Origin of the sequence: Paenibacillus sonchi, from assembly GCF_016772475.1 — a bacterium.
GTDB classification, from domain to species: domain Bacteria; phylum Bacillota; class Bacilli; order Paenibacillales; family Paenibacillaceae; genus Paenibacillus_AQ; species Paenibacillus_AQ sonchi.
On record NZ_CP068595.1, the window covers coordinates 3,119,983 to 3,144,658 of the forward strand.

Annotated in this window: 21 protein-coding genes and 1 pseudogene; 18 read left to right on the forward strand and 4 right to left on the reverse strand. The window is 51.9% G+C overall.

The features are described from left to right. Positions 1-170 precede the first annotated feature (170 nt). Together JI735_RS14160 and JI735_RS14165 are read left to right on the forward strand one after the other, a co-directional pair. Positions 171-1,646, forward strand: a complete 1,476-nt coding sequence (locus JI735_RS14160) for a potassium/proton antiporter (protein ID WP_039838890.1) — start codon at positions 171-173, stop codon at positions 1,644-1,646. A 240-nt stretch (positions 1,647-1,886) separates the two neighbouring features. After that, the gene (locus tag JI735_RS14165; protein ID WP_039838891.1) at positions 1,887-2,342 is read left to right on the forward strand and encodes a Dps family protein; all 456 of its coding nucleotides are present in this window, start codon (positions 1,887-1,889) and stop codon (positions 2,340-2,342) included. An 83-nt stretch (positions 2,343-2,425) separates the two neighbouring features. Here JI735_RS14165 and JI735_RS14170 read toward each other — a convergent pair whose 3' ends face one another. Next, entirely contained in the window at positions 2,426-3,130 is a 705-nt protein-coding gene (locus tag JI735_RS14170) for an AIM24 family protein (RefSeq protein ID WP_202677495.1), read from the reverse strand. A 24-nt stretch (positions 3,131-3,154) separates the two neighbouring features. Continuing rightward, entirely contained in the window at positions 3,155-3,622 is a 468-nt protein-coding gene (locus JI735_RS14175; protein ID WP_039833937.1) for a hypothetical protein, read from the reverse strand. A 271-nt stretch (positions 3,623-3,893) separates the two neighbouring features. Here JI735_RS14175 and JI735_RS14180 point away from each other — a divergent pair, with 271 nt between their 5' ends. The 14 genes from JI735_RS14180 (at position 3,894) to JI735_RS14245 (ending at position 16,172) form a co-directional block, all read left to right on the forward strand. After that, entirely contained in the window at positions 3,894-4,580 is a 687-nt protein-coding gene (locus JI735_RS14180; protein ID WP_039833939.1) for a M50 family metallopeptidase, read from the forward strand. Positions 4,581-4,764: 184 nt separating this feature from the next. After that, positions 4,765-5,448, forward strand: a complete 684-nt coding sequence (locus JI735_RS14185; protein ID WP_039833940.1) for a hypothetical protein — start codon at positions 4,765-4,767, stop codon at positions 5,446-5,448. A gap of 230 nt (positions 5,449-5,678) precedes the next feature. Further along, a complete protein-coding gene (locus tag JI735_RS14190; RefSeq protein WP_039833941.1) occupies positions 5,679-6,644 on the forward strand; it encodes a helix-turn-helix transcriptional regulator in 966 nt (321 codons plus the stop codon). A gap of 253 nt (positions 6,645-6,897) precedes the next feature. Further along, on the forward strand, positions 6,898-7,887 hold the full coding sequence (locus tag JI735_RS14195) for an ABC transporter ATP-binding protein (RefSeq protein ID WP_039833943.1): 990 nt from the start codon (positions 6,898-6,900) through the stop codon (positions 7,885-7,887). Then, the gene (locus tag JI735_RS14200) at positions 7,884-8,876 is read left to right on the forward strand and encodes an ABC transporter ATP-binding protein (RefSeq protein WP_039833944.1); all 993 of its coding nucleotides are present in this window, start codon (positions 7,884-7,886) and stop codon (positions 8,874-8,876) included. The genes JI735_RS14195 and JI735_RS14200 overlap by 4 nt, the downstream gene beginning before the upstream one ends. A 115-nt stretch (positions 8,877-8,991) precedes the next feature. Next, a complete protein-coding gene (locus tag JI735_RS14205; protein ID WP_039833945.1) occupies positions 8,992-10,662 on the forward strand; it encodes an ABC transporter substrate-binding protein in 1,671 nt (556 codons plus the stop codon). 11 nt (positions 10,663-10,673) lie between these two features. Beyond that, complete coding sequence (locus JI735_RS14210) at positions 10,674-11,678, forward strand: ABC transporter permease (protein WP_039833947.1); 1,005 nt, start codon at positions 10,674-10,676, stop codon at positions 11,676-11,678. An 11-nt stretch (positions 11,679-11,689) separates the two neighbouring features. Continuing rightward, on the forward strand, positions 11,690-12,583 hold the full coding sequence (gene nikC / locus JI735_RS14215) for a nickel transporter permease (RefSeq protein ID WP_051051611.1): 894 nt from the start codon (positions 11,690-11,692) through the stop codon (positions 12,581-12,583). A 236-nt stretch (positions 12,584-12,819) separates the two neighbouring features. Beyond that, complete coding sequence (modA, locus tag JI735_RS14220; protein WP_083886510.1) at positions 12,820-13,599, forward strand: molybdate ABC transporter substrate-binding protein; 780 nt, start codon at positions 12,820-12,822, stop codon at positions 13,597-13,599. Positions 13,600-13,618: 19 nt separating this feature from the next. Then, on the forward strand, positions 13,619-14,281 hold the full coding sequence (gene modB, locus JI735_RS14225) for a molybdate ABC transporter permease subunit (protein ID WP_039833949.1): 663 nt from the start codon (positions 13,619-13,621) through the stop codon (positions 14,279-14,281). Between the two features lie 171 nt (positions 14,282-14,452). Beyond that, on the forward strand, positions 14,453-15,022 hold the full coding sequence (locus tag JI735_RS14230) for an RNA polymerase sigma factor (RefSeq protein ID WP_039833951.1): 570 nt from the start codon (positions 14,453-14,455) through the stop codon (positions 15,020-15,022). Further along, entirely contained in the window at positions 15,019-15,339 is a 321-nt protein-coding gene (locus tag JI735_RS14235) for a hypothetical protein (protein WP_039833953.1), read from the forward strand. Before JI735_RS14230 ends, JI735_RS14235 begins: the two co-directional genes overlap by 4 nt. Positions 15,340-15,383: 44 nt before the next feature. Beyond that, positions 15,384-15,767: a hypothetical protein gene (locus JI735_RS14240; RefSeq protein ID WP_039833954.1), complete on the forward strand. Its 384-nt coding sequence runs from the start codon at positions 15,384-15,386 to the stop codon at positions 15,765-15,767. 6 nt (positions 15,768-15,773) lie between these two features. After that, positions 15,774-16,172: a hypothetical protein gene (locus tag JI735_RS14245; protein WP_039833955.1), complete on the forward strand. Its 399-nt coding sequence runs from the start codon at positions 15,774-15,776 to the stop codon at positions 16,170-16,172. A gap of 45 nt (positions 16,173-16,217) precedes the next feature. Here the strand turns inward: JI735_RS14245 and JI735_RS14250 are convergent. Then, a pseudogene (locus JI735_RS14250) lies at positions 16,218-17,212 on the reverse strand (substrate-binding domain-containing protein). Positions 17,213-17,334: 122 nt separating this feature from the next. Continuing rightward, positions 17,335-18,048, reverse strand: coding sequence for a polysaccharide deacetylase family protein (locus JI735_RS14255; protein WP_233476402.1), 714 nt, complete (start codon positions 18,046-18,048; stop codon positions 17,335-17,337). Positions 18,049-18,289: 241 nt separating this feature from the next. Between JI735_RS14255 and JI735_RS14260 the strand changes: the two genes are divergently transcribed. Then, entirely contained in the window at positions 18,290-19,699 is a 1,410-nt protein-coding gene (locus JI735_RS14260; protein WP_202677496.1) for a deoxyguanosinetriphosphate triphosphohydrolase family protein, read from the forward strand. Between the two features lie 709 nt (positions 19,700-20,408). Continuing rightward, positions 20,409-24,656 carry a glycosyl hydrolase gene (locus tag JI735_RS14265; protein WP_202677497.1) on the forward strand — a complete coding sequence of 1,416 codons (4,248 nt, stop codon included), beginning with the start codon at positions 20,409-20,411 and terminating at the stop codon, positions 24,654-24,656. Positions 24,657-24,676: the final 20 nt, after the last annotated feature.

Below are 24,676 nucleotides of genomic sequence, written 5' to 3' on the forward strand. Positions count from 1 at the left end.
CCGAATAACCTCCGTGGATTTATGGACCACTGGGGTTTTTTACTGTGAATTGGGAAAGCTGAAATAAGGGCAAGCGTTGCTTTGGGACTAGCGGGTATGGGGTAATAACGTACATATCAGACCAGCCTGGTGTGAAGAGCGTGACTTACAAGAAAGGCGGTACCTCAGATATGACTCATCTTGCGGACAATATTATTTTATTGCTGGCAGCGCTGCTGCTGGCCGGTGTGCTCTCTACCAAATTCTCCACGCGCTTTGGCATGCCCGCACTAGTGCTGTTCATCGCCGCGGGAATGGTGCTTAGCCGCTTTGTGTATTTCAACAATGCCTCGCTCACGCAGGTTGCCGGTATTTTTGCGCTGATTGTCATTTTGTTTGAGGGCGGGATGCAGACCAGCATCAAGGACATTCGGCCGATCATGGCCCCTGCACTTTCTTTGGCGACGGTGGGCGTGCTGCTTACAACAGCGATTGTAGGAGTTTTCGCAAGGTTTGTGCTGGATGTGCCATGGGCGGAAAGTCTGTTGTTCGGAGCCATTGTGGGCTCCACTGATGCGGCGGCGGTATTCTCTGTCCTCGGCGGCAAAAATATTGACAAGCGCCTGACGTCTACGCTTGAGGCGGAGTCAGGCAGCAACGACCCCATGGCAGTGTTTCTGACCGTATCGCTGATTGAATGGATTCAGCATCCTGATACCGCCATCTGGAGCCTCCTGCTGTCTTTTGTATGGGAGATGGGGATAGGACTGGTGATGGGAGTAGCGGTCGGTAAGCTTGCCGTTTATCTGATCAACCGGATTAATCTCGATTCTACCGGGCTCTATCCGGTCATGGCGATTGGGTTCGCCGTGCTGGCCTATGGACTTGCAGCCATGGTCCATAGCAGCGGCCTGCTGGCGGTATATGTCATAGGCCTGACTTTGGGAAATTCCGAGCTGATGTATCACCGGACGATCATGAATTTTAACCACGGCTTCGCATGGATGATGCAAATTGCCATGTTCACACTGCTGGGGCTGCTTGTGTTTCCGAATGAACTGGCGGACATTGCCTGGGAGGGCCTTCTGCTGTCCGTTATTCTTATGCTGATTGCAAGGCCGGCGGGAGTATTCCTGAGCCTGCTGTTTGCCAGATTCTCATTCCGGGAGAAAACATTGATCTCCTGGGCGGGCCTGCGCGGCGCGGTACCGATTGTACTCGCGACTTATCCGCTGCTGGCGGGACTTCCGCAAGGGCGGTTATTCTTTAATGTTGTATTTTTTGTGGTATTGACCTCGGCGGTCATTCAGGGGACAACCATTTCTCCGCTGGCCTCCCGGTTAAGGCTTGTCGGAAAAGACGATGCCCAGCCTTCGCTTATGGAGCTGGTGGCGCTCGGCAAGACGGATTCTGAATTCAATCATATTGCCATTGACAGGCATATGCCTATAGCCGGGATGCAAATCGCGCAGATAGGGCTTCCCGAGGATATTCTCTTCACCGCCATCATCCGTAATAAAAGTATTGTGACCCCGCATGGGAACACAGTCATCGAACCGGGAGACACAGTATATGTGCTCAGTCCAAAATCAAAGCGTGACGAGATGCGGGCCTTCTTCCGCAGCGGTAAAGGAAAGGTGGCAGAATCCAATCTGCCGATAATGTAATCTTATCTGCCGCAATGGAGTAATTTATGTCAATTCGGCAGCATTTGGCTAAATGTGATAGAAATAATAGGTGCAGAAAGGGGAGTGTGCTAGAATTTGCAGCAGTTCCATGTCATATGAATCGGACACCGTTATTTCAGGATAGCTTGCAATACTCTAAGCAATATGTTAAATTGTATATAGATTTAGAATGAGTCTAAATACAAATAACAAATAAATAAGCCATAGGAGGTTATTCGAATGAGTACACAAATCAAGAGTCATACTGAACTGCACACTGCCTTAAACCGTCAGACCGCAAATTGGACGCTGCTGGGAGTGAAGCTGCATCATTACCACTGGTATGTGAGCGGGCCGCAATTCTTCACGCTCCACGCTAAATTTGAAGAGCTGTATACAGAAGCTGCCACATATGTGGATGATCTGGCTGAGCGCCTTCTGGCCATCGGAGGCCAACCGGCTTCAACGATGACACAATATCTGGCTCTCTCCGATCTTAAAGAAGCTTCTGGAGGAGAAACCGCACAGGAAATGGTAGCCCAGCTGGTTAAGGACTTTGCTGTTGTGACCGGGGAATTGAAGAGCACGATCTCGGCTGCGGAAGAACTGGGCGACCAGCCTACTGCCGACCTGCTGACTGGAATAAGAACCAGCGTGGAGAAATCCGCCTGGATGCTGAACGCATTCTTGGCTTAAATCCAAGCTGCAGCATCAACAAAGAGCGCCGCGCGAAGAGATTCGCGCGGCGCTCTTTTACAATCGAATAACCGATATCGGGGTTACTTGATGAAGACCCCGCCAAAGGGCAAGGCTTCACGCAGAAAACGCTTGATAATGCCGTCCTCATTATTATCGCGTTCGAAGCGGCGGCTCTGGCGTCCGGCCTGAAACATTACCGGCCCGTGGCCGGTCATTTTCCAGTGATAGCTCATATGCTGGCTGGCTAAGTGATTGCCGTAGACGGTCAGCTCCAGCTTGGCGTTTTCGGGGTAAGCAATGATACTGCCAGCGTCCACATACAGCGGATCAAAGGGGTGCAGCTCGGCTTCACATACGGTTCCCTCGGTCAGAATGCCGATGCTGCCCGGCCCCGAGAACTTAACCTTGATCACATCGCGTGTAACAAGCATATTCTTCATGCTCAGGACCCTGGTCTGCATAGTAATTCCTTTGCTGTAGAAGAACAGATGCCTGAAGTCATAGAGCAGATCGCTTTTCCCGTCCAGCTGGAAGGTTTTGACCCTGTAGCCGGGAGGCAGGGCGGCAACGAAGCGGCAAGGGCCGGTCATATCCGAGCGGATCAGCTTCCGTTTGCGGTACATTCCCTTGACATCCATCAGCCTGTCCGCGCGGCCTGAAGAAGGGCCCTGATAGGCGATAATTTGCTGCGGATGCAGCACATGAATTTCTTCGTTCACGTCAACAGTGAAGGCCACGGCTTGTCCGCTGCCGCTGTCACCTTCATCCTGGACATCGATGTTCATAGTTTACACTCCCTCATGTACACATTAACGCAGGCGGTCGCTTTTTCTGGATCTGTGGCGCATGCCCAGCCGCAGCAGCCGGATCAGCACGAAGTAACCGAGTATCAGTGCAAGTCCGGTAATGACGGTGATTTTAATCCGGTTATAGTAGTTCTCCCTCGCTGTACGGTCATTTTTCAGTTCATCCACCACTTGGCTGAGCTGGCGGTTCTGCTCCTGCAGGGCCGCGTTCTGGGCCTGATAATCAGCCATCTGCTGCAGGGTTTGCCCAAGCTGTTCCTTGGTCTGCTGCAGCTCCTCCGTAGTCTGCCTGTAGCTCTCCTGCAACTGGTTGACCTCGCCGGGAAGCTCCGAGAAATTCTGCAATCCATTATATAAGTCACTGAAATAATTAGCCTTTGCCGCAGGAGCGGGAAATATGGCTGACAATCCCAGGAGCAGCATTACTGAACATAACAGCTTTGCATAAGGATGTTTTACTTTTGGCTTCATTTCTGTAATCACCACCTGGTATAGACTGGGCTTCCTTTTTATTTTAACATAGCAGAACTGGCTTGGCTCGGCATCTGGTGCCGCGGAAGTGGCGCAATTTGACGGTTTGGGCGATATTTTGTCCCCGGCAAGAGTTTACAAGTTTTTACCCTGCAGTCCAGGAGGATAACCATATCTACAGGTAATTCCGGATTCAGGCCATCAAGGTTTCTTTTTGCTACCGTTCCTGGCTGAATTCACGTATACTTTGTACGGAAAGGGGCTGCACGCTATGAACAAATGGCTCAAAACCCTGCTGTTTCTTGCAGGTTCCGCTTTACTGACCCGGCTGATTCCATTTTCCTCCCTGTTCCGCAATCTGGATACGATGTTCCATGAATTTGGCCATGCGCTTGTCACACTGCTGCTCTCGGGAAGTGTGCTGCGCATTGAATTGTATGCAGATCATAGCGGAGTAACCTACTCGGCTATAGAAGCGGGCGGGAAGGCGGTTCTGGTTTCACTGGCGGGTTATACGCTGGCGTCATTATTCTCACTTCTGCTGTTTTATTTGTATAACAGGGGGTGGTATAGATGGGGGCTGCTGCTGGCATCCGGTGTGGCATTGGTGATGCTTGTCCTGTATGTGCGGGGCGGTTTCGGAATGCTGTGGCTGGGCGGGTTCATCCTGCTGAATGTCGTCATGCTGTTCGTCTGGCCAAAGGCCGGCAAATATTATTATTTATTTCTGGCCTTCCTCACCCTTGAGGAATCTGTCATGAGTTCGCTGTTTCTGGTCTCGGCTGCGGCGGTTACCCCGGGACGTGCAGGAGATGCCGCGAATCTGGCACGGCTTACTCCGCTGCCTGCGATTGTCTGGGCGCTTTTGTTTTTGGTATTCTCGCTGTTGTGTGCAAAATGGGCGCTGGGATTTTTCTTCAAGGAAGAGCGGGGCAGACGCAGTTCTGCAAGTTACTAAAATGAGTATTTATCGCCATGTTTCGACAAAAGAATGTTCATTCGCAAAGAGGCGTTCCCCTTTTAAAGGGGAGTGCCTCTTTTTTTGTCGATATTATAGGACCGAACATATATTCCATGACAAGGAGTTGTCCGCCAATATTGGTACATTAATAGAAGACCCAGAAAAAGAAAGAGGTGGAAATATGCAAGCAAGTTTTCAGCCCACATTTACGTGGAGCCAGGAACGGATTTTTGCAGCCGGTGCGCAGAATGTAGTTCTGCTTATCGAGTGGAAGGGAATCTCCAATCCTGAGGAATCCCGCAAGCGGACCCGGAAGGTGGTGGCCCGTGAGATTGAACTTAGAGTCTGGCTGGAAGCACATGTAACCTTCAACAGATGTCATGGCTGCAACGCAGAAGCCGGGGAGGGGCGTTCTATCCTGCTTAAGCTTGGCAAACTATATTCCAAAACACGGAAATACATCGCTTTGGAATTCACGATGGCGGCCAAACCGGCAGGCATTCATGAAGCCCTCTGGCTGCAATGGCAGTATAAACAGCCTCCGGTAGAACGGATCCGGGAGCTGCCTCTCAAAAAGCTCAGCCTGGAATATACACATCATACAGATGTCCTGTCCGAGCGGTGCTGCTTCCATGTCGAGAAACACCTGGAACTCTTGAAGACAGAAAAACTGCTGGAAGAAGTGGCGGTGCAGCGCACCAAAGGCAACATCCAGACGGAGTTCGAGCATCTTCGCCGGCAGGCAGACGATTTACTGCTGCTGGCCGCCAGATCCGGAGATATGCAGCTTGTGAAAGAAGCGGAAACAGTGTATAAACAGCTTGACGCAAAGAGTCAAGTCTGGCGGAGGACAGCAACAAGATAGGGGGGCTGCGGGCATTGTACGCGACCCTGCCAGTACATACATAAGCATATTCATTCATAATCTTTTGCGGGGATTAGTTAACAATCAACGATTTATAAGTGTGGTAATGTAGTAAAATAGTTCTATTATCTTTATTAATTTGGGTTATTACATCAATGGTTATAGATATATATAACTAATTTATTTAAAATAATGGGTCTATTTTACCATAAACTCAAGGGGAACTGAATATGACAGACCGATTAATCCGGCTAATGCGCATTATTACGCTAGTGCAAGCCAAACCGGGAATTTTGGCCCGCGAACTGGCGGAACGCTGCGGCAACAGCGAGAGAACGATATACCGGGATATGGATGCGCTAAGCGCCATGCACATCCCTATCATCCATTTGGGACATGGGAAAGGATACGCCTTTATCGGTAATTTTGCATTATATCCTCTGGATTGGTCGGAAGAAGAATCGGCCGCATTTTCACAGCTGCGGGGCATTATGAATGACATCAAAAACATACTGCCTCCCGGCTTTGAGAGCGCCTATGAGAAAGTAATGGCCGCAGCCTACAAGCAGAAGGCGGAAAGGGAAGAAACGATGGAAACTGCCAAAAGAGAAGCTGGACAGCTATGGATGGAAAGGAGCGGGTACCAGGATGACCCGCCGCTCTTTTTGACCGAGGTATTGAACGCCATTATGAAGCAAAACAGCATTCTGGCCGACTACAGCGAGAATGCCTATGCTGAAAGAGACATCCAGATTGATCCATACTGCCTTGTTCCCTTAGAGAATCGTTATCATCTAATCGGATTTTGTCATCGTTTCGGGATTATCCGGACTTTTCATCTTCATGGGTTCTCGAATGTGAAGCCGACGAATCTTTGGTTTTCCAAAGAGCAATTTGATTTGCAGGCCTTTATGGAGCAGAAGTGGTCGCTCGACCGGGATAGTCTGCAGGTAGAGTTCAAGATCAGGTTTTCGGAGCAGATAATAGACCGGATCAAATACGAGGATATGTTCGTGAAACCCAGCAAGGTGGACCTCCAGACCAGGTGTCTGCATTTTAAAGTAGCCATAGAACAGGACATCGGCTTTGTCCGCTGGATTCTGAATTTTGAAGAAGAGGCTGAAATTATGGAGCCGCTATATTACCGGGAGATGTTGAGACATCAGCTGGAGAAATGGCTGTCGCTATATAAATAGCACAGTTTTTTCTTTTATTATTGACTGAATTATTCCTATATAAACACTGGTGTTAGTTTTGTGTACAAAAACATCTTGTCTATCCAGGATTTATATAGTAGTGTTATACATTAAATAACAATAATGTAGACTTATCCCCTTTTTTCTATCGCTTTATGTAAGGTATTAGTTATTCTTTATTTCTTCTTATGAGGCAGTTCACTATTCTTTCATTTGACCTTTGTTCAATTTCTAATAGAAGAGAGGGTTCATTGTGGTCCAGCCTATTCTGAAAGTTGAGGAATTGCACACCCATTTTTTTACTGAACGCGGCGAAGTGCCAGCAGTGGACGGAGTGGATTTATACATCAATCCGGGAGAAGTTCTGGGTGTGGTGGGCGAATCGGGCTGCGGCAAAAGCGTCACTTCGCTATCCATTCTGAAGCTCGTTCCTAATCCGCCGGGCAAGATCGTGAGCGGGCGTATTTTGCTGAAAGGCCAGGATATCGTACCGCTGAAAGAAAAAGAAATGCGCAACATCCGCGGCGATGCCGTGTCGATGATTTTTCAGGAGCCGATGACTTCCCTGAATCCGCTGTTTACTGTCGGCCAGCAAATCATAGAAACCGTCCGGCTGCACCGTGGCCTGTCCAAGAAGGATGCCCGGACCCATGCGGTGGACATGCTCCGCAAGGTCGGCATTCCCCGGCCGGAGGCCATCATCGATGAGTATCCGCATCAATTGTCGGGAGGCATGCGGCAGCGGGTGATGATTGCGATGTCGGTCTCCTGCAGCCCCGAGCTGCTCATTGCCGATGAGCCGACAACGGCGCTCGATGTTACGATCCAGGCGCAGATTCTTGACCTGATCCGCAAGCTGAACGAAGAGCAGGGAACTGCCGTTATGCTGATCACCCATGATCTTGGGGTGGTGGCGGAAATGTGCCAGCGGGTTGCCGTAATGTATGCGGGCAAGGTGGTGGAGGAGGGCAGTGTGCGCGATATTTTCAAGAATCCGCTGCATCCTTACACCCGGGGGCTGATCCAGTCGGTGCCGAGAATGGGTGAAACCAGGGAGCGGCTGTATTCTATTCCCGGCAGTGTGCCGGCCCTGAGCACACAATTGCAGGGCTGCCGGTTCGCGCCGCGCTGCTCCCATGTGATGGAGCTCTGCCGGCAATCCCTTCCGCAGCTGAAGCTGCAGGAGGATAACCATAGCTGCAGATGCTGGCTGCATGATAGTCAACAGGAGGATGCGGTATGAATGATAGCCTGCTGGAGGTCAGGAACCTCAAAAAATATTATCCGGTTAACAAAGGTTTTTTCAACAAAACTCAAGCTTATATCAAAGCGGTTGATGACATATCCTTTTCAGTCAGGAAGGGTGAAACCTTTGGGCTTGTTGGAGAGAGCGGCTGCGGCAAATCAACGACCGGCCGTTCATTGCTTCGTCTGATCGAGCCTACGGCGGGGGAAGTCTGGTTTGAAGGCCGGGATATCACGAAGCTGTCTATGGAGGACATGCGCAGGCAACGGCGGGAGATGCAGATTGTTTTCCAGGACCCGTTCTCTTCCCTCGACCCGCGGAATACCGTGCAGCGTATCCTGGAAGAGCCGATGATTGTGCATGGCGCAGGCAATGCGAAGGAGCGGCGGGCGGCTGTTGAACGGCTGGCCGATGTAGTGGGACTGGCCAAGGCGCATCTTCAGCGGTACCCGCATCAATTCTCCGGCGGCCAGCGCCAGCGGATCGGGATTGCCAGAGCGCTGGCGCTCCAGCCGAAGCTGATTATCGCTGATGAGCCTGTGTCTGCCCTTGATGTGTCTATCCAGTCCCAGGTCATTAATCTGATGCAGGATTTACAAAAAGAATTCGGACTAACTTACATATTCATAGCCCATGACCTTAGTGTAGTGAAGCATATCTGCGACCGTGTTGCCGTGATGTACCTTGGGCGAATTGTGGAGATTACCGGTAAGAACAAGCTGTATGACCAGCCGCACCATCCTTATACTCAAGCGCTGCTGTCAGCGGTTCCTGAACCTGATCCGGATATCCGCAAGGAGCGGGTCATTCTGCAGGGGGAAGTGCCGAGTCCGGCGAATGCGCCGGTAGGCTGTGCTTTTAATACCCGCTGCCCCCGGGTGATGGATGTCTGCCGCAGTACAAGACCTCCGCTGCTGGAAACCGGAGCCGGACATCTAACCGCATGTCATTTGTATGACGAAGAGAACCGTACCCATCTGGCTTAGTATGCAATGAGACTAATTCTGCAGGCAATCAATGGCCTTGGTATATGGCAGCGCTTTGGCGCGACTCCATATAGAAGTTTTAACACTTTAACGAAAGAAGGGAGTTTTTCTAAAGATGAAGAAATGGAGCAGTCTTGCACTGGCAGTAACGCTGGGGGCCGTTTTGACCTTAAGCGGCTGCGGAGGTGACAACAACAACAATGCCGGTACAGAAGCAACGGGTTCGAATGCAGCGGCAACCGCCGCACCGGAAAGCTCACCTGAAGCGGCGGCACAGCAGGATACCTTGATCCTGGGACGCGGCGGCGACTCGGCCTCGCTGGACCCGGCCATTGTGACCGACGGTGAATCGCTTAAGATTGGCCATCAAGTGTTCGACTCTCTGCTGGAGTACAAACCCGGTACCTCCGAAGTACAAGCTTCACTTGCTGACAGCTGGGAAGTTTCTGCTGACGGTTTGACCTATACCTTCAAGCTGCATCCGGGTGTGAAGTTCCATGATGGAACGGATTTCAACGCCGAAGCGGTAGTGTTCAACTTCACCCGCTGGAGCGATCCGGCAAGTGAATTCAAATTTGAAGGGGACTCCTTTGATTATTATGATTCCATGTTCGGTCCGGAGGGCAGCCGTGTGATCAAGGAAGTGAAGGCTGTGGATGCCACAACCGTACAATTTACTTTGAACCAGCCGCAGGCGCCATTCCTGCAGAATATTGCGATGACCTCCTTTGGGATTGCCAGTCCTGCTGCCATTAAGGAAAAGAAGGAGAACTTCAAGAATGAGCCTGTGGGCACCGGACCTTATGTGTTCAAGGAATGGAAGCGCAACGATTCCATTACACTGGACAGGAATCCTAACTACTGGAAAGAAGGACTTCCTAAGCTGAACAAAATCATCGTTCGCTCTATTCCGGATAACTCGGCACGCTTCAACGCCTTGCAGAACGGCGAGATTGATCTGATGGAGGATCTGAGCCCGGATGATCTGTCCACGCTTGAAGGCAACACTGGACTGCAGAAGATTGAACGTCCGCCGTTCAATGTGTCTTACCTCGGGTTCAACTTCAAACAGAAACCTTTTGACAATGTAAAAGTAAGACAGGCGCTGAACTATGCTGTCAATAAACAAGCTATTATCGATGCCTTCTTCTCGGGACAGGCCACTGCCGCTGTAAACCCGATGCCTCCATCACTGTGGGGCTACAACGATGCTGTGAAGGATTATGAATACGATCTGGATAAAGCCAAGGCACTTCTGGCCGAAGCCGGATATCCCGAGGGCCTCCCCGACCCGGTAACCCTGTATGCCATGCCTGTATCCCGTCCTTACATGCCTGACGGCAAGAAGGTTGCTGAAGCCATCCAAGCGGATTGGGAAAAAATCGGCGTAAAAACCGTTATTGAATCGCCGGAATGGGCGACTTACCTCGATGATACCAAAGCCGGAGAAAAAGATGATATCTACATGCTCGGCTGGACGGGCGACAATGGAGATCCGGATAACTTCCTCTACACCCTCCTGGATAAGGATGCTATTCCGGGAAACAACCGCAGCTTCTACGTAAATGAAGAACTGCATACCCTCCTGATCAATGCCCAGAAGGAAACGGATCAGGCCAAGCGTTCCGGTCTGTACAAGCAAGCCCAGGAAATTATCAAAGCGGACGCGCCTTGGATTCCACTGGTGCACACCACTCCGCTGCTGGCTGCAAAAGCAAACCTGAAAGGGTATGTTCCAGGTCCGACAGGTACGGAATATTATAGCGAAATTTACTTCGAACAGTAGGTGAGCTGAATTTGAACTCCTACCTATTAAAACGCATCATGGTATTGGTCCCTGTGCTGATCGGGATGACAATGATTGTTTTTTCCATTATTCATGCGATACCGGGTGATCCGGCGGAGACGATTCTGGGCCAAAAAGCTACAGAGCAGTCCAAGCAGGCGCTGCGGGAGCAGCTTGGACTGGACAAGCCATGGCTGCAGCAGTATTTCAATTATATGGGGGATTTGCTGCAAGGAGATCTGGGAACCTCAATCCGCACCAAAACGCCGATTGCCAAAGAAATAATGCCTTACCTTGCCGCGACTCTGGAGCTGACGGCCGCCGCTATGCTGTTTGCAGCGTTTGTAGGTGTCAATGCGGGGATTCTGAGCGCTTGGCGGCAAAATTCATGGTTCGACTATACGGCGATGATTATTGCTCTTGTTGGCGTCTCCATGCCGATCTTCTGGCTGGGGCTGATGGAGCAGCTGCTGTTCGCGCTGAAGCTGCATTGGCTTCCATCCATAGGGAGGATGGACCAGCGCAATCCGGTGGAGAGCATTACCAATCTCTATGTGATTGATACGATTATTGCTGGACAGTGGGGGCAATTGTGGACGGTTATCAAGCATTTAATCCTGCCAAGCATCGCGCTCGGAACCATCCCGATGGCGATTATTGCCCGGATGACCCGTTCCAGCATGCTGGAGGTTATGAATTCCGACTATATCCGTACGGCAAAAGCCAAAGGCATGCCGCAATTCCTGGTCGTGTACAAACATGCGCTCAAGAACGCGCTGATTCCTGTGCTGACGGTAGTGGGCTTGCAGACAGGCGCTCTTCTTGGCGGAGCCGTGCTGACTGAGACAATCTTTGCTTGGCCGGGCGTAGGAAGATATATATATGAAGCGATCAGTTCCCGTGACTACCCGGTGATTCAGACGGGGATTCTGGTCATTGCCTTTATTTTTGTTGTGATCAATCTGCTTGTGGATCTGCTCTACGCCGCTATCGATCCGCGCATCAATTACAAGTGAGGGGTGAACCTATGGGACAGGCATCAATTCATGTAACGCCCCCGAGTGTACCTGCCGACAAGGTTTCCGGACCTTGGCTCGATGCGTGGAAGGCCTTCCGCAGGAACAAGACGGCTATGCTCGGGTTATGCATTATCGTGTTTTTTGTGCTGATCGCTCTGCTGGCGCCGCTTATTGCCCCCTATGGATTCAAGGAGCAGGAGCTGGTCAACCGGCTGAAAGCGCCGTCAGCGGCTCATTGGTTCGGCACGGATGATCTGGGAAGAGATATGTTCACCCGTATCATTTACGGAGCGCGCATCTCGCTCTGGGTCGGTTTCTTTGCCGTCATTGGATCTATTATTGCAGGTACATTTCTCGGCATCCTGGCGGGATTCTACGGCAAATGGATTGATATGCTGATTTCGCGCCTGTTCGATATTCTGCTTGCTTTTCCGAGTATTCTGCTGGCGATTGCTATCGTGGCAATTCTGGGGCCCTCCCTGCAGAATGCGCTGTACGCCATTGCTATCGTAAACATCCCTACGTACGGCCGGCTTGTGCGGGCGAAGGTGCTCTCCCTGAAGTCGGAGGAGTACATTACGGCGGCAAGAGCGATCGGGATGACCAACACCCGTATTCTGCTTACCCATATCCTGCCGAACAGCCTGACGCCGATTATTGTGCAGGGTACACTCGGCATCGCCACGGCCATAATTGAAGCAGCCGCACTTGGCTTCCTTGGCCTCGGTGCCCAGCCGCCGGACCCGGAATGGGGCAAGATGCTCTCCGATTCACGGCAGTTTATTCAGAAGGCTCCTTGGACAGTGGTGTTCCCGGGGCTGTCCATTATGCTGACTGTCCTGGGTTTTAACCTCATGGGAGACGGCCTGCGGGATGTGCTTGATCCACGGATGAAGAATTAAGGTGTTCCGAAAAGTCCTTTAGGCATTCGCGTGATGCCTAAAGGACTTTCTTTTGTTAGATAGAAAATTAGACATTCATGCCACCCATTTTTATCTAAGCATATCGCATATTAACATCGGATATTAACTATACATAACTAAATATAAACAAACATAACTAAACGTATAGTAAAACAAAAAAAGATATGCTAGAATATCACCTGAATATACAAGATACATAAATGGGAGGAATGGGAATGTTCAAGAAATTAGCAGTGGTTATCATGGCTGCGCTGTTGGCAGTGGGTCTGTCAGCAATGCCTGAGAAGCAGGTGCAGGCGGCCAGCAAGACGGAGATTATGGTGTCTGCCGCAGCGAGCCTGCAGGACAGTCTTGATAAGATTGCCGTTCTCTATGAGAAGCAGCATCCTGATATTGATCTTGTCTTCAACTACGGCGCTTCCGGTACTCTGCAGAAACAGATTGAGCAAGGCGCACCTGCTGACCTGTTCTTCTCGGCAGGTGGCAAGCAAATGACTGCTCTGGTCAATGGAGGACTTGTTTCTGACCATAAAGAGCTATTGAAGAATCAACTGGTGCTGGTTGTTCCTTCGGACTCCAAAGCTTCCATTACAGCCATTACACAGCTTACGGATAAAGGCTTCAAGAAAGTGGCTGTCGGACAGCCCGAATCGGTTCCGGCCGGCCAATATGCGCAGCAGTCATTGACAGGGAAGAAGGTATGGGATAAGCTGCAAAGCAAGCTGGTATTTGCCAAGGACGTGCGCCAGGTGCTCTCTTATGTAGAAACAGGGAATGCCGATGCCGGATTCGTCTACAAAACAGATGCCCTTACCTCCGGCAAAGTAAAGATTGCGCTAACTGTGGGTGCCCATGTACACAAAGCAATCAATTATCCGGTCGGGATTGTGAAGGATTCCAAGCATACGGCGGAGGCCAAAGCCTTTTACAGCTACGTGCAAACGAAGGCGGCAAGCGATATCTTTACAAGCTATGGATTTAAGCTTGCTGAATAAATCAACGGGGTGAACCGGGATGGAGATCAATTGGACCGATTTTTTCGCCCCGGTCTGGCTTTCGGTCAAGATCTCAGTCATAACCAGCATCATTGTTTTCCTGCTGGCGACCCTGGCAGCCAAGGCGATGGCGGGCCGGAGGTTTCCGGGCTACAGCCTGGTTGAAACGGTGCTGCTGCTCCCGCTGGTACTGCCGCCAACCGTGGTCGGATTTGTGCTGCTGGTGATTCTGGGCCGGCGGAGCTGGATCGGGAAGCTGTACGAGCAATTTACGGAGCATACGATCCTGTTCACCTGGGGGGCGGCAGTTATTGCTGCAGTTGTGGTTGCTTTCCCCCTCGTATACCGCACAGTGAAGGCGGGCTTTGAAGGTGTGGAGAAGGATCTGGAGGATGCAGCACGCGCACAGGGGGCCAGCGAGCTTCAGGTGCTTGCGTATGTAACGCTTCCACTGGCAGGCCGTTCGCTGGCAGCCGGTTACGTGCTCGGATTCGCCCGCGGGCTGGGGGAGTTCGGAGCCACTATTATGGTGGCCGGCAATATTCCCGGCCGGACGCAGACCGTCCCCACCGCTATTTACGTGGCCGTCGATGGCGGCAATATGACGCTGGCCTGGCTGTGGGTGTGTTCAATTATCGGCATCTCTGCACTCATGCTGATGTTCGTCAACCGCCGTTCCTGATTGTGGACTAATTTGGGATATATCCGTTTCAGCATAAGGGGCAGGACTCAGGCATTGGAAGACCTGAGTCCTGCTTTTTGCTGTGTTATCTATGCATGCCGGATTTTGTGAATTTTCGAACAAAGGTCCGGTTTCCTTCGTAATGTGATATGAAAGGGCGGGCAGAGGAAAATGGTCACTGATAAGCAGCTCATCGAAGGATACCGGACAGGCAGGCGGGAAATGCTCGAACTACTGGTAGAGAGATACAAGGATGACTTGTACCGGTTCTGCCGCCACCTCACCCTAAATGCCCTGGAAGCGGAGGATTTGTTTCAGGAGGTGTGGGTGCGGGTAATCCGCAAGCTGGATCGTTACGATCCGGAGCGGTCTATTAAGGCATGGCTGTTTCAGGTGACCCTGAATATGTACCGGGACAGCTACCGGAAATGGAAAAAGCTCTATGAACGTCTTACCGGAGAAGCCTCCTGCCGTGTTCCGCTTCTTGAGCTACGGGACGGGGCACCGCTGACGGAGGAGCAGATCCTGCGGAATGAAAGGTATGCCCGCTTGGAAGAAGGACTCCGCAAGCTGCCAAAGCGGTATTTGGGCCCGCTGGTGCTCTACTATTACGAGGAATTTAGTTATGAGGAGATCGGAAAAATGCTGGATATTCCTATAGGGACGGTCAAATCGAGGCTGAATCAGGGCAAAAAGCTGCTGCAGAAGGCTGTGGAGCCATGGAGGGAGGAGTACCGGTGAAAGAAACGGAACGGGAAGATAAGCAGGAGAAGCTGCTGCGCGAGTATTATAGCGAATTGATGCCGGCTCCAGCGGGACTGCAGGCGGCAACCTTGCGGCGGATTCGCAGGAAAGAGGACATGAACAAAACGGCTGCGGCTCTGGCGGTATTGAGTGCACTGGTTCTGCTGCTGTTGTGGGGATGTCTGCTGAGCGGCCCGATACCCCTGCTCTGGAAGCTGACGCTTCTGCTCTCCTGTGGTGCAGCTCCGGCTGTTGCAGCAGGGGTAGTTGTGCTGTATATATCCGGCAGAGAAGCGGAAAGTACGCAAAGCTAAACGGAACGTGGAGAAGAGGTGTGCAAAGGGGGAAGGGGGATGAAATGAGAAACTTCAAATACTTGGGCATGCTGGTATTCTGGATCATTACATCTGGCATGCTGACTTTTCTGGCTGTGGCAGGCTACTGGATGATTCCTTATATGGCTGATATGTTCAACGAGGACCGGGTCTGGTTTACCATAACGGCGCTGGCAGTGCTGCTGTTTACGGGTTTATACGTGACTTTGGGAGTGTTCATTTACAAGGATTCTTCGCGCAAAAAGATGAACACATGGCTGTGGTTGACCGCTGTCTTCTATATTCCTAATTTTATGGGGGTTGTGCTGTATTTTTATGCCCGGCGGCGGCATAAGATTCCGGCTGCAAATGATATGCACACACAAATATGCCCGCATTGCGGACATATTATACATGCTGGGGAGTGAACGGGGATGGATAAACAATGGCGGAAACGGCTTCTGCTGGCATTAATAGTCGGATCTTTGCTGCTTGCGGGATGCGAGAAACAAGTGATGTACGTCGGTTCCAGTACACCGCATCAAATGAAGGCTTCTTATTGGCTGCTGTCCGGCACCGAGAAGAAAACGCTGAAGCTTAAAAAAGGAGATACACTTTATCTGAGCTATGCCTCCAAAGTAGAGAAGGGCGAGCTGTCGATGAAGCTGTATGATCCTGACCATAAGCTGTTTAAGGAACTGGAGACGAACAAGAAAGGCGAGGAAGAAGTGGAGATACAGCAAACCGGCTCCTACAAGCTGGAGGTTGTAGGAGCCGGTGCGAAAGGAAGCTATAAGGTCAGCTATAAAACAAAAAAAGAGGATTCCGAGTAAGCGGAGAAGAAAAGGCACAGGAAGAGGCTTAGGCCGCGTTAGAGCTCAAGTCTCGTAAATGACCGTGCCGGTCTCGCTAAGGTCATAGCCGTGAATGGAGCTGAGCTCGTTCTGAAAGGCTGCTGAGCGCAAAATATCAAGAACTGTCCTAATCAATGTTTCGTGCCCCGGTTTCTTAAGCATCACCAGATCGTACCGTTCCTGAATGAGCGGGATGAAATCAACGCCGTCAATAATTTTGGCGGCTTTTTCTGTGCCGATGCCCACATCGGCTTCTCCCGGGCCACTCTGCCGGCTATGGCCAAATGGCTGTTCTCTTCGACAGCATACCCGCTGATTTGTGAGGCAGGAATGCCATGCAGGCGCAACTGCTCGTCGAGCAGCACCCGTGCCCCCGCCCCGCGTTCCCGGTTGATTATCCGGATTCCGCTCTGCTTCAGGTCGGACCAGCTGCGGATTCCCTGCGGATTGCCCTTCTGCACATAGAAGCCTGCACTGCGCGTCAGCATATGCACTACGACATATGAAAAGCCAACCAGCAGTCTGCGGATATAGGGCAGGTTGTACTCCCCGCTGTCCCCGTCCAGCAGATGGGTGCTGACAATGTCGGATTCCCCGTGGTACATCGCGATCAGGCTGTCCAGACTTCCGGCATACGACCGCAGCGGACGGAAGGAAGTCTCGCTTCGCTCCAGATGCGTAGCCAGTAAATCCAGCGACATATCCTGACCGGTGATCACCACATTATCGGTGGCGGCTTTGCCGGGTTGGGCCGGCAGCTGCGTATGCTGCGGATGCGGGGCGGATGGGGGGATGAACAGGGGATTTTCTGCTGGCGCTGAGACTGGCGCGATACTCCCGGAGATGCCGCTGCGCGAATGCTGCTTGTAGGCCTCCAGATCGGAAAGATCCACGCGCATCTGCTTGCCTACCCGGTAGGAGGGCAGTTCCCCTTTCTTAATCAGATCATATACCTTAAGTTTGGATATTTTTAATAACCGGGCGATTTCTTCGGTTGTATAGGAAGTATTCTCGGACATGGTAAAGCCTCCTAAGATATGAACTGCGGCAGTTCTCAAAATAACGCTATGATAGCTCAAGACTAACCTATTTTAAGATGCTGCGCAATTAAAGAACTCCGGAGGCAGAGCGGGAGAGCGCTCTAAAAAGCCAAGTTTCTCCTATTCTTGGCCTGCTGCGCATCAGAGAGCCCGATCAATTCGGAAACGGTCACGAACCGGAAGCCCTGCTTCTGCAGCTCAGGCAGGATGATTTTGAGCGCCTCGCGGGTTTGCGATTGGCCGTGAACATGGTCATGGAACAGCACGATATCCCCGTTCCGCGCATTCCGGATGACACGGCTGGAGATGCTGTATACGCCAGGGCGGTTCCAGTCGCGTGTATCCTGATGCCATGACCATAGCACAGGCTTGAGTCCCATGCTGTTGGAGACATCGACCAGGGTCTCGTCGTACATGCCTCCCGGCGGTCTGAACAGGCTGCTGTGCCTGCCGGATACTTTCACAATTTCCTTCTCCGTCAGCTCCAGCTCCTCTTGAATCTGCTGTTCGGAGATCGGCTTTTTGAAATAGACATGATTATAAGTATGATTGGCCAGTTCATGTCCTTCCGTGATCACCCTCCGGGCTACTTCGGGGTAGGCGGCGATGCGTTTGCCGATGGCGAAGAAGGTGCACTTGGCGTTGTACTGCTGCAGCACATCCAGAATCTGATCCGTCTCAGAGGGATCGGGACCGTCGTCGAACGTGAGCGCAATCACCTTTTGGGCAGTCGGCACTTCCCAGATCATTTCGCCTCTTTGCTCGTAATAATAGCGGTCTTTGATATGGGGGCTGCCCAGTGCGGGGCTTGCCATGCCAAATACTAATGCTGCTGCAACTGCAGCGGTTCTCCAGACGGATTTCATTGATTTCAGGTCCATTCCGCGCTGTATCGGGGTACAGGTTATTTGGATTACTCTGCTTAGAATGCGTCAGCGGCTATATGAAATATTCATTTTTGGCAGGTGTCCGCTTATTTCTATTTTAGAGTGAAAGTTCCGGGGAAAATGACTATAATGAAGTACTAAATACAGATCAAGGATAGGGGCAGCGGATATGACACTTATTGAAAAAAGAGAACACCGGCAATATCCGGAGATCACCCGACTGGAAACCTCGAGAGCCGCATATGAACGCGATTATTCGCGTCTGATCCATTCGCCGACCTTTCGCCGGCTGCAAGGCAAATCCCAGGTGTTCGGCGCAGGCACCGGCGATTATTACCGGACGCGTCTGACCCATTCATTGGAAGTGGCGCAGATTGCCCGTGAAGCGGCCAAAAGCCTGCTGCGCGCCTACCCGGAGGTTGAAACGGGACAAGCGGAGAATCCGGGGCTGGTCATTGATCCGGAGGTGGTGGAATGTGCAGCCATCGCCCATGACTTCGGCCACCCGCCGTTCGGCCACAAGGGAGAAGAAGTGCTGGACAGCATTCTGGAGCAGCTTGTGGTGAAGAAGACGGCAGAGGCGGTGCGGAAGTCCGGCGCAGGCCCGGTGCAGCAGCAGACGATCCGCGAGAATATGAGGCGGAAGTATGAGCATTTTGAAGGCAATGCCCACAATTTCCGGCTGATCATGTTCCTGGAGAAACGCGAGAATATCGACGGGCTGAACCTCTCGGATGCGGTGCTGCTGGGCATTAATAAGTATCCGTTTCCCGGTACGGTTTTGAAAAAAGGGATGTATCTGCACGAATGGAACTACATTTCGGCCATCCGCAGCCAGTGGGGGATACCGGATGGGAAGAAAACGCTGGAAGCCCAACTGATGGATCTCTGTGATGATATCGCGTATTCCGCACATGATCTGGAAGACGGCATTAAGGCCGGTAAAATCGAGGTGCATGAGCACTTCATGCATGATGCGTATATCCAGCGGCTGATCGTAGAGAAAATTACCACTCTGGAGGATGCTTTCTGGACCGGATGGAAGAAAGCCGACATACACATCAAGGTTGAAGAGGTGCTGAGTTCCTTCCTGCGCGTATGGATGGAGAAAATGCCTACCTGCGAGAACGATTATTCCCGCACCCGCCGGGAGGTTAAGGCTTATTGGGTCAGCACCTTTGTGGCCAGCCTTGGTGTCATTGCGGACGGGAACTGGAAGAAAGTTACCTTCATTAAAGACGGCCAGGAGGATGAGGATATGCTGCGGACGGTCAGTGTGCTCAAAAGCTTCGCCTGGGTCACGATGATCCGTGATTTGCGGGTGCAGCGGCTGCAGAAACGCAGCGAGTGGATTCTGCGCCGTTTGTGGGAGGCATTCCTCGACCCGGAAACCTCGCGGGCCATTATTCCCAGCGATTGGCTGCAGCGCTTTGAGAAGGATCAGCGGCAGGTCAAGCCGATCTGGACATGGGAGCATATGGTGATTGATTATATCGCCGGGATGACGGATGCTTTTGCCGAGAAAATTTACAATGAGCTGTACGGCCTGAAGGTCGGCTCAATATATGATCTGGACTAGAAGGATATCGTAAGCCGCGCCTGGAATGGCGGAGATCCTGGATGCCTCAGAGGATACAAGCGAAGCAGGAGGATTGGGCTCCCATCAGCGGACCGAAGCGGACAGAGGGGACTTTATTTTGCCAAAAATCTTGTTTTTTCAGCGGGTACGGACTCAGGAGTCGTTAAATCGTTCGATTGAGCCTGGAATAAAGGGGGAAAGGACAAATAGAGGCATCTCAGTCCGCATAACCTGCTGAACCGCTTGAATCGGCAAAATAAAGGCTCTCCTGTCCGCATCAGCTGGCGGATCGGTCTTGAAGAATAAAGACTCCCCTGCCCGCATCAGCTTCGGATCGATCTTGAAGAGGCCAAGCGGTAGCAGGGCTTTTTATTGTCCTGTCTTATGATTTATGGTCTTTAATTTGGAATTCTGGTGTTGATTTGCTCTATTTTGTTATTGTTTTGTTATTTATATTTGTAGGGATAGTACATAAGGGGTAAGAAATTTTGTTAACAGAAAATGCACAGGATGATTCTTGGGATTACTGAGTTTTATACAAGTATCCAGCGTTAGTGCTTATTCTGTTCAATAAATGAAATATGAAAAATTTAATAATAATTATATTTTTGTTATTGTATATCTGCGGTTATGATGCTAATATTGCCAATGTAGTTATTGTGCTTCTTTGGATTTGAAAGCACTTACACTTACTGAGGAGGATGATTGGATGAAGCGGTTCAAAAAAGGGCTCACCACGCTCCTGACCACCATCATGCTTGTTTCGACGGCGGCACCTGCGCTTGCTTACGTCAGGCAAGATGATCGATTGGGTACGCACTGGGCGAAGGACAGCATTGCCAAGTGGCAGGGGAACGGAGTGATTCAGGGTTATCCTGACGGTTCGTTCAGACCCGGCAACAAGGTAACACGCGCGGAGCTGGTCAGCCTGGTGAACAAACTGTTCGGCTTCAGTGCTGCAGCGGAGACGTCTTTTGCAGATGTGCCGGCCGGGGCCTGGTACGCCAAGGATCTGTCGGTTGCCAAGCAGGCCGGCTATTATAAAGGCTTCCCGGACAACAAAGCGAAAGCGGATACACAAGTCACCCGCCAGGATGCGGCCGCCTTGCTGGCAGCGGTTTTTTCGCTTAAACCAAGCGCGGGAGCGGCTTCGGCTTCATTCACGGACAATGCGGCTATCAGCAGCTATGCCAAGGAAGCCGTCCAGGCGCTGCAGGGGACGCTCCAGGGTTACCCGGATGGCAGCTTCCGCCCGGACAGTCCGGTTACCAGAGCGGAGACAGTCAGCATCATCGACAGGCTGGTCAGCCGCTACTATCACACGGCCGGGACTGCTGACGGGGAAACGGTACAGGGCAACGTACTGGTCAACCATACCGGAGTTATTCTTAAAGACAACGTAATATCGGGCAATTTGTATTTGGCCCCTGGAATCGGCAGCGGCGAGGCCTCTCTAGAGAAGGTAACGGTGCAGGGTGACGTGTATATTGCCGGAGGCGGGGAACATTCCATTCATATGAAGGATGCCAAGCTTGCACTCGTTGTTGTCAACCGCCCGGAAGGTAAGGTGCGGGTTACTGGCGAGGGTGCTACAGCTATAAAGCGGATGGAAATTGAAAGCGCTTCGATAATTGAAACGGATGCGGATGCAGTGATTTCCGAGGTTGTAACCGGTGCTGGTGCCGCCGGTACCTCTTTTGTGGGCAAGGGTACGATCAGCAGGCTGGATGTCCGTTCAGGACCGGTTGTTCTGAACGGCCAGCCTCTTGCGGCCGGAACTTATATTGTGAAAGGCGGAGCGGCATCGCCATGGACTGCAGCTGGAAGCACTCCGGTTCCAAGCCAACCGGCGTCCACACCTGCGCCCGACAGCGGCAGCGGAGGAACGGAACCGACGGCTACCCCTTCTCCCGGCAACGGTAACGGAGGAACAGAACCAACAGCGACCCCTGTTCCCAGCAGTGGCAATGGAGGAACTGAACCGACCCCGAGGGTCGTGAATCTCGCGGATGCTGACGCGTCGTCTGCTACGCGGTCGCTGTTCGTCTATCTGGACGATATCCGGGGCAGAGGCACGCTTTTCGGGCAGCAGCACGCAACGGACGAAGGTCAATCGATTACAAAGCGTGACGGGACGGAATCCGATGTGAAAAATGCCGTCGGTGCGCATCCGGCCCTGTTCGGCTGGGATACGCTCAGCCTGGAGGGCAAAGAAAAGCCAGGTGTGGCGGGAGATGTGTATGCCAGTATTGATAACCTCGCTGCCAGCATGAAACATGCTTATGAAGCGGGCGGTGTGCTGACACTAAGCGCCCATATGCCTAACTTTGTGACCGGCGGCGATTTCTATGATCTCAAGGGCTCTGTCGTCTCGCATATCCTGCCCGGCGGCGACAAGCATGGCGAGTTCAACGCCTTTCTGGATAATATCGCGCTGTTTGCGAACAGTCTGAAGGATGAAGGGGGCCGTTCCATTCCGGTTATATTCCGCCCGTTCCATGAACAGAGCGGCAGCTGGTTCTGGTGGGGGCGCGCTTTTACAACAGAAGACCAGTATAAAGAGTTATTCCGGTACACTGTAGAATACCTGCGGGATATTAAGAATGTGCACAACTTCCTGTACGCGTATTCTCCAGGCGGCGGATTTGGTACAAGTGGGCAGCAGTATCTTGAAACCTATCCGGGCGATGATTATGTAGATATTCTGGGCTTTGACAGTTACTACAACGGGGAAGGGCAAAGCTGGTTCGACGGCGTCGCAACCGAAGCCGCAACCCTCTCAAAGATTGCCGATGCAAAACACAAGATTGCGGCACTGACCGAATTTGGTTATCAGAACATGAAAGTGGCGGGCAACTCCACTCCGGACTTCTACACCCGTCTTGCATCAGCACTGAAATCCAATCCGGATGCCAAAAGAATGGCCTTCATGCTGACCTGGGCCGACTTTACTCCAAGCGAGAACTCTTATGTTCCCTATCCGCTCGCTTCCGGGCAGGAGCATCAGATGATGGCTGACTTTAAGTCCTTCTTCGACGATCCGTATACCCTGTTCAGCGGAGAAATCAACGGAGCTTACACACAAGCTGTTGACACTGCCGGGGAGCAGCCTTTCATGCATATCGCTTCTCCGGCCAATCAGGCTACAGTGACGGAAGGCACAACCCTGATCCGTGTCCGCGTCCTGAACGGGTCACCGGCAAAAGTGGTGTACACGGTGGGTGAATCGGCCCTGGAAACGCCGCTCGTGCTGGACCCGGAAACAGGATTTTATGTGGCGGGCTGGTCGCCGGATGCAAAGCTGAACGGCAAAATTGCGGCGGTAACGGTGAAGGTATACGGTGAAGACGGGACTGTATTATTAGAGCAGACAAACTCCGTTTTTGTAAAAATCAGCGAAGTGCTGCTGGGAGCCTATACGTTCGACAATGGCATTGAGGGCGTCCAGAGCAACGGCGGCTATCAAGCGGCAGTGGACTCCATCGAGCCGGGGCAGTTCAACGGCAGCGGCGTGCTGAAAGTCAATGCAAGCGGGATGAACCCTGCCGATACATGGCAGGAGCTGAAGCTGGAGCTTAAGAATGCGAAGTCGGTTATAGACAGCGTCTACCTGACAGAGGCGACGCGCGTGAAGCTTGATGTATGGGTGCCGGTCACTGCGCAGCCGGAGAACGGAAATGCAAGTCTGCAGGCTGTCGTGCAGCTGCCTCCGGACTGGAACGGCAAGTATGGAATCGGAACGACTCAGATTTCTTTTGCCGATCTGCCGAAGGAAACTATTGACGGCGTGGAGTATGTGCATCTTACACCGGCAATCGATATGACTAACGCGGCAGCTCTCCTGGCAGCCGACGATATTGCAGTATCCATTGTGGGCAGCGGACTGGCAAGCGGCAGCATTCCGGTGTATATCGACAATATCGGATTATACAGCACTTACGTGGAAACGGGCTCTGACCCGGCTGTGGTCGACGATTTCGAGAGCTATCTGGGCAGCGACGAGGCATTGAACACGAAATTTGTCCATGCGGGAGGCGATGCGACGGAAACGGCGCTTGATGCGAACAAACATGGCGGCAGCTACGGCATGAAGTATACCTATACACTGGGCGCGAGCGGATATGCCGGCGTGACCAAGGCGCTTAATGTAGACTGGTCCGGCTTCAACGCACTGCAGTTCTGGTATAAGCCGGATGCCAAGGGGCAGAAGCTGGTAATACAGATTAATGCAGGCGGGAGCACTTACGAGTACTATCCCGACACTAATACTGAGCAGGCGGCACTTGTGACTGCAAAGTTTAGTGAATTCGTCCCGGCCAATGGCGCAACAGGAACGCTGACCAAGACCAATCTGAAGGACGTTCAAAAGTTCTCGATCTACACCAATGCCAAGCCGGACGGCACGCAGCTCACATCTTCGATGTACTTTGACGACATCAAGGCGGTCAATGATCCCGGTGCCGGAACCGTTCCGGGAGGAAGCGACGGCGGGGGTACTGCTCCCGGGACACTGTTTGATTTTGAAGGTTCTCTGCAAGGCTGGACATTCGGAGCGAACACTATGGGGGCAAGCGGATTAAGCCCGGCAACTGACGGCGGCAAGGGAGTGCTGAGCGCGGACTATCCGCTTGATGCAGCTGCCGCAAATGTCTTTGACCTGAATTTTGTAGGCGATAAGGATCTGAGCAGCGGCAGCACACTGAAACTCCATGTCCGGGTTACTGCGGGAACCGCCAAAGGCAAAGTGTTCCTGAAAAGCGGGGCGGACTGGAATTGGGCCAATACCGAGGAAGTGACTTTGACCGATCAATATCAATGGATTCCGCTTGATCTGAACGGTTTTGACTGGACGGGAAAAGTCAAGATCGATAAAACTATGGTTCGCGCCATAGGCTTGGAAATCTATTCTTCAGACAGTGCGGCTATAGTATATATTGACGACGTAATTTTGGAATAGCTGTTAAAACAAAATAAAGT

Coding starts and splice junctions, on each gene's coding strand:
- JI735_RS14185 (WP_039833940.1), top strand. CDS start 4,765: ATGCAAGCAAGTTTTCAGCCCACATTTACGTGGAGCCAGGAACGGATT.
- JI735_RS14240 (WP_039833954.1), top strand. CDS start 15,384: ATGAGAAACTTCAAATACTTGGGCATGCTGGTATTCTGGATCATTACA.
- JI735_RS14260 (WP_202677496.1), top strand. CDS start 18,290: ATGACACTTATTGAAAAAAGAGAACACCGGCAATATCCGGAGATCACC.
- modB (WP_039833949.1), top strand. CDS start 13,619: ATGGAGATCAATTGGACCGATTTTTTCGCCCCGGTCTGGCTTTCGGTC.
- JI735_RS14205 (WP_039833945.1), top strand. CDS start 8,992: ATGAAGAAATGGAGCAGTCTTGCACTGGCAGTAACGCTGGGGGCCGTT.
- JI735_RS14180 (WP_039833939.1), top strand. CDS start 3,894: ATGAACAAATGGCTCAAAACCCTGCTGTTTCTTGCAGGTTCCGCTTTA.
- JI735_RS14245 (WP_039833955.1), top strand. CDS start 15,774: ATGGATAAACAATGGCGGAAACGGCTTCTGCTGGCATTAATAGTCGGA.
- JI735_RS14230 (WP_039833951.1), top strand. CDS start 14,453: ATGGTCACTGATAAGCAGCTCATCGAAGGATACCGGACAGGCAGGCGG.
- JI735_RS14255 (WP_233476402.1), bottom strand. CDS start 18,048: ATGGCAAGCCCCGCACTGGGCAGCCCCCATATCAAAGACCGCTATTAT.
- JI735_RS14190 (WP_039833941.1), top strand. CDS start 5,679: ATGACAGACCGATTAATCCGGCTAATGCGCATTATTACGCTAGTGCAA.
- nikC (WP_051051611.1), top strand. CDS start 11,690: ATGGGACAGGCATCAATTCATGTAACGCCCCCGAGTGTACCTGCCGAC.
- JI735_RS14265 (WP_202677497.1), top strand. CDS start 20,409: ATGAAGCGGTTCAAAAAAGGGCTCACCACGCTCCTGACCACCATCATG.
- JI735_RS14200 (WP_039833944.1), top strand. CDS start 7,884: ATGAATGATAGCCTGCTGGAGGTCAGGAACCTCAAAAAATATTATCCG.
- modA (WP_083886510.1), top strand. CDS start 12,820: ATGTTCAAGAAATTAGCAGTGGTTATCATGGCTGCGCTGTTGGCAGTG.
- JI735_RS14170 (WP_202677495.1), bottom strand. CDS start 3,130: ATGAACATCGATGTCCAGGATGAAGGTGACAGCGGCAGCGGACAAGCC.
- JI735_RS14175 (WP_039833937.1), bottom strand. CDS start 3,622: ATGAAGCCAAAAGTAAAACATCCTTATGCAAAGCTGTTATGTTCAGTA.
- JI735_RS14165 (WP_039838891.1), top strand. CDS start 1,887: ATGAGTACACAAATCAAGAGTCATACTGAACTGCACACTGCCTTAAAC.
- JI735_RS14160 (WP_039838890.1), top strand. CDS start 171: ATGACTCATCTTGCGGACAATATTATTTTATTGCTGGCAGCGCTGCTG.